We start from the raw sequence: 4,365 nt of genomic DNA, 5'->3' as shown, positions 1-4,365 counted from the left end.
CCTTCGCGAATCGCGAAGCGCAGACCGTCTTCCATGGCGATCGGAGCGATCAGGGTGACAACCATCTTGATGTTGTCGCCCGGCATTACCATCTCAACGCCTTCCGGCAGTTCGCAGTTACCGGTCACGTCAGTGGTACGGAAGTAGAACTGCGGACGGTAGCCCTTGAAGAACGGGGTGTGACGACCACCCTCTTCCTTGGACAGCACGTACACTTCGCACTCGAACTTGGTGTGCGGCTTGATGGTGCCCGGCTTGGCCAGAACCTGACCACGCTCGACGTCGTCACGCTTGGTGCCGCGCAGCAGGACGCCAACGTTCTCACCAGCACGACCTTCGTCGAGCAGCTTGCGGAACATTTCCACGCCGGTGCAGGTGGTCTTGGTGGTCGCACGAATGCCGACGATCTCGACTTCTTCCTGAACCTTGACGATGCCACGCTCAACACGACCGGTAACCACGGTGCCGCGGCCGGAAATGGAGAACACGTCTTCGATCGGCAGCAGGAACGGCTGGTCGATGGCACGCACCGGCTCCGGAATGTAGGAGTCCAGGGTTTCAACCAGCTTACGAACGGCGGAAACGCCGATTTCGTTGTCGTCCTTGCCTTCCAGGGCCATCAGAGCGGAACCGATGATGATCGGAGTGTCGTCGCCCGGGAAGTCGTAGGTGTTCAGCAGGTCGCGAACTTCCATCTCGACCAGTTCCAGCAGCTCAGCGTCGTCAACCATGTCGGCCTTGTTCAGGAACACGACAATGTAAGGAACGCCTACCTGACGGGACAGCAGGATGTGCTCACGGGTCTGCGGCATGGGGCCGTCAGCAGCGGAGCAAACCAGGATCGCGCCGTCCATCTGGGCAGCACCGGTGATCATGTTTTTCACGTAGTCAGCGTGACCAGGGCAGTCAACGTGAGCGTAGTGACGAATGGCGGAATCGTACTCAACGTGGGAGGTGTTGATGGTGATACCGCGAGCCTTCTCTTCCGGCGCGTTGTCGATCTGGTCGAACGCACGAGCGGAGCCACCCCAGGTCTCGGAGCAGACCTTGGTCAGAGCAGCAGTCAGAGTGGTCTTGCCATGGTCAACGTGACCGATGGTGCCAACGTTGACGTGCGGTTTGTTACGTTCGAACTTTTCTTTAGCCATCGAGAACGTCTCCCATCAAAGAGTTGAGCGAGTCACGCCACCATTAAAACAAAGGCAGATATTTGCATATCTGCCTTTGTTAAGATGGAGCTCATGAGCGGATTTGAACCGCTGACCTCACCCTTACCAAGGGTGTGCTCTACCAGCTGAGCTACATGAGCCAAACACATCGCGAAAACAACAAACTTGGAGCGGGTAGCGGGAATCGAACCCGCATCATCAGCTTGGAAGGCTGAGGTTCTACCACTGAACTATACCCGCGGAGCCTGCAGCTCTCGCTTGAATCTGGTGGAGGGGGAAGGATTCGAACCTTCGAAGTCTATGACGTCAGATTTACAGTCTGATCCCTTTGGCCGCTCGGGAACCCCTCCAAAGTGAGGCGGCATTCTCAACTTCTGCCACCCTGCTGTCAAGCTTTTTCTCATTAAAATCTTGAGGTTAGCTCCGTCCGACAGCTGCTTCGCATTCAGCTTTTTTGGCTACCCTGCGAAGCGGGCGCCATTCTATTCAAGCTAGCGAGGAGATGCAACACCTTCGCACGGCATAAGTTGATGTTTTAACCCAGAAAAATCTCGAGACAGCTGTTCGAGCAGCGGATCGTCAACCAGCCTGCGGCTTTCAGGGGCTACGCGCACCCAGTAATCCCTGTGCGCGCGGGTCAGTTCTCGCATGAAAGGCTCATAGCCCGCATCACGCAGACGCTGCATTACGCTCTCCGCCGAATCCAGGCGCGGGAATATCCCAAGGGAGATTCCATTGACCAGATCGCCCTGGGTAACGATGTAGCTGTCGATCTTCCGCGCCTGGAGTTCCTTCAGTTGGCGCAACGACGCCTCACGAGAAGCCAGGGGGGTGAGATAGACCCAGTAATCAGTGCCCGCTGCCGCATCCACCGGCTGCACCACGGAGCGAACATCAAGACTGGTCAAGCGCTGCTCGACCTCCCTGGCCTGCTCCTCCCGCTCGAATCCGCCCAGGAAGAGACATACGGACTCTTCCGCTGGCGCCACCGGCGCAGCGCTGCGCCTCGGCTGGGCACTCCCGGACTCGCTGAGCAGACGGATATCCTGCTGGCCGCCCTTATAGAGCGACAGCGTCTCGACTTCCTTTGGCCGCAGTGGGGCCTGCTGCTGGTGCCAAACGTAATAGAAAAGGTTGAGAACAAGGAGGAACAGGAACAACCAACGCATGGATCGACCTCAATGCAAAGGACAGGCTATCGCCAAACCGGCGAACACCAGGTCAGGCAACACCCTTGCGCGCGGGAGCACGTCGCGGACCAATAGCGCGTCGCCGCCCGTCAGGAAGATTTCAAAATCCTCACCCAGATGCTCGGCTGCCAGATCGATCTGCGACTGCACGAAACCACGCAACATCAGCAGACAGCCACGCTCCACCGCTTCCACGGTCGAACGCCCAGGCACCATGTCGAGCAGCGCCTTTTCCGCGGCTTCGTCGTCATAGCGGATACGACGGGTATGGGTTCGCAGTTGATTGCGCATCAGCGGCATTCCCGGGCAGATGAATCCACCCAGATGCTCTCCGCTCGCCGTGACCAGGTCGGATGTCACCGCGGTTCCCAGGTCCAGGACCAGGCAAGGCTTGCGAGCGATATGGTAAGCGGCCAGCACGGCCAGCCAACGATCCAGGCCTAGACGCCGGTACTCCGCATAACCATTGCGCACCCCAGCCATCTCCAGCGCGGGCACAGCGCAGGTGGAAGACACACCAAAAACTTGCTGCAGCCGCGACGTCAGGGAGCGAGTCTCCTCGTCGGACCGCACACTGACCAATCGACAGTGACGAAGCTCCAATCCGGCCACCTGCTGCAATGCGGAAACCAACTCCTCATCGGAGCCGACCACACCACCCGCAACCGTCGCCACTTGCGCGCTATCTATAACTCGCCATTTGATAAAGCTGTTGCCGCAGTCAAGCTCAAGAATCATCACTCAACCTCAAACTGAGCTCGCCACCGCTGTAAGCTCGTTCTTCACCCTCGACACTTAGGCGCAATGCGCCCGTCGCATCGATCCCCATGACCATTCCCTGGATCTTCTGCACACCAGCTATGAGATTGACCATCTTCCCTTGCCAGAGATGACTGGCCTCCCACTCCCCTCGAAGAGCAGAAAATCCCTCCAGCCTATGTCGCTCAAGGTAGCCTGCGAGACAGGAACTCAACCGGGTGACCAGTGCACTCCTGTCCACCAGCGCCCCCGACTCCATTCGCATGGACGTCCAGGGCTGATCAATCTCCTCTGCAGGCACCTGCATGTTCACGTTTATCCCGATGCCAACTATCACATGACAGATATCAGCAGGGTCGCCCACTAGCTCCAGTAGGATTCCTGCAAGCTTGCGGTTATTGACCAACAGATCGTTCGGCCACTTGAGACCCGCTGTGTGCGCACCGAATGAACGCAGCGTTTTCAGCACTGCCAGTCCCACGACCAGGCTCAGCCCCTCCAACTGACGGGCGCCACCCTCGATGCGCAAGGCAAGACTGTAGTAGAGGTTCTCGCCATAGGGGCTAACCCAACGACGCCCCCTGCGCCCCCGCCCTTCCGTCTGCCGTTCGGCAACGACCGCGAAAGGAGGCGCCGCCCCCGCAGCCAGGCGCCGCATCACCTCTGCATTCGTCGAGTCAAGCGAATCGAACACCAGATGCAGCCAGGGACAAGCCCCACCATTCACAGCCGCTTGCTCCAACAGGCTCAGCGGACTTTGCAGACGGTAGCCGCGCCCGCGCACCTTGTAGACAGGCAGGCTGAGCTCCGCCTCCAATTGCTGCAACTGCTTCCAGACTGCACTTCTGCTAACACCCAAGGCGGCACCCAGGTCCTGGCCCGAGTGAAAGCGCCCATCCTGCAGAAGTTTCAAAAGAGTCAGCATGTGCTGGATCCGGCTCACTATGAGGCAGGCATCATATCCATGCACACTCGGGTTGCATAGAAATCCACGCCCCCGAACACCTGGACAGGCTTCAGCATCGAGTAGAGGGGAAGAAATCCGGTAGCTCGACACGAGTTTTCCTGCGCGCAAAGACAAACCCCCGACACGCCTGGGCGTATCGGGGGTTTGGGATAGGAGCTTGACGATGACCTACTCTCACATGGAGAAGCTCCACACTACCATCGGCGATGCGTCGTTTCACTACTGAGTTCGGGATGGGATCAGGTGGTTCCAACGCTCTATGATCGTCAAGCAATTCGGT

Annotated in this window: 4 protein-coding genes, 3 tRNA genes and 1 rRNA gene; all 8 read right to left on the bottom strand. The window is 58.5% G+C overall.

Features of this window, described 5'->3' with window-relative positions; genetic code table 11:
• Positions 1-1,148: elongation factor Tu (gene tuf, locus E8F12_RS00060; RefSeq protein ID WP_280323234.1), on the bottom strand; the 1,148-nt coding region annotated here is incomplete at its 3' end.
• 85 nt (positions 1,149-1,233) lie between these two features.
• Positions 1,234-1,309 (bottom strand) — tRNA-Thr (locus tag E8F12_RS00055).
• A gap of 26 nt (positions 1,310-1,335) precedes the next feature.
• Positions 1,336-1,409 (bottom strand) — tRNA-Gly (locus E8F12_RS00050).
• Positions 1,410-1,434: 25 nt separating this feature from the next.
• A tRNA-Tyr gene (locus E8F12_RS00045) sits at positions 1,435-1,519 on the bottom strand.
• Positions 1,520-1,660: 141 nt separating this feature from the next.
• Positions 1,661-2,338, bottom strand: a complete 678-nt coding sequence (locus E8F12_RS00040) for an SPOR domain-containing protein (protein ID WP_280323233.1) — start codon at positions 2,336-2,338, stop codon at positions 1,661-1,663.
• Between the two features lie 9 nt (positions 2,339-2,347).
• Positions 2,348-3,097: a pantothenate kinase gene (locus E8F12_RS00035; RefSeq protein WP_280323232.1), complete on the bottom strand. Its 750-nt coding sequence runs from the start codon at positions 3,095-3,097 to the stop codon at positions 2,348-2,350.
• Entirely contained in the window at positions 3,087-4,043 is a 957-nt protein-coding gene (gene birA, locus E8F12_RS00030) for a bifunctional biotin--[acetyl-CoA-carboxylase] ligase/biotin operon repressor BirA (RefSeq protein ID WP_280323231.1), read from the bottom strand. The genes E8F12_RS00035 and birA overlap by 11 nt, the downstream gene beginning before the upstream one ends.
• Before the next feature lie 197 nt (positions 4,044-4,240).
• Positions 4,241-4,356: ribosomal RNA gene (rrf, locus tag E8F12_RS00025) — 5S ribosomal RNA — on the bottom strand.
• Positions 4,357-4,365: the final 9 nt, after the last annotated feature.

It is taken from the genome of Pseudomonas sp. BN102, assembly GCF_029871245.1.
Taxonomy (GTDB): Bacteria; Pseudomonadota; Gammaproteobacteria; order Pseudomonadales; family Pseudomonadaceae; genus Metapseudomonas.
Note: the sequence above shows the minus strand (reverse complement) of the source record. Positions and strands in the feature narration are given on the sequence as shown.

Excerpts from the sequence above, each read along its gene's own strand:
- birA (WP_280323231.1), bottom strand. The coding sequence starts at position 4,043 with ATGCTGACTCTTTTGAAACTTCTGCAGGATGGGCGCTTTCACTCGGGC.
- E8F12_RS00040 (WP_280323233.1), bottom strand. The coding sequence starts at position 2,338 with ATGCGTTGGTTGTTCCTGTTCCTCCTTGTTCTCAACCTTTTCTATTAC.
- E8F12_RS00035 (WP_280323232.1), bottom strand. The coding sequence starts at position 3,097 with ATGATTCTTGAGCTTGACTGCGGCAACAGCTTTATCAAATGGCGAGTT.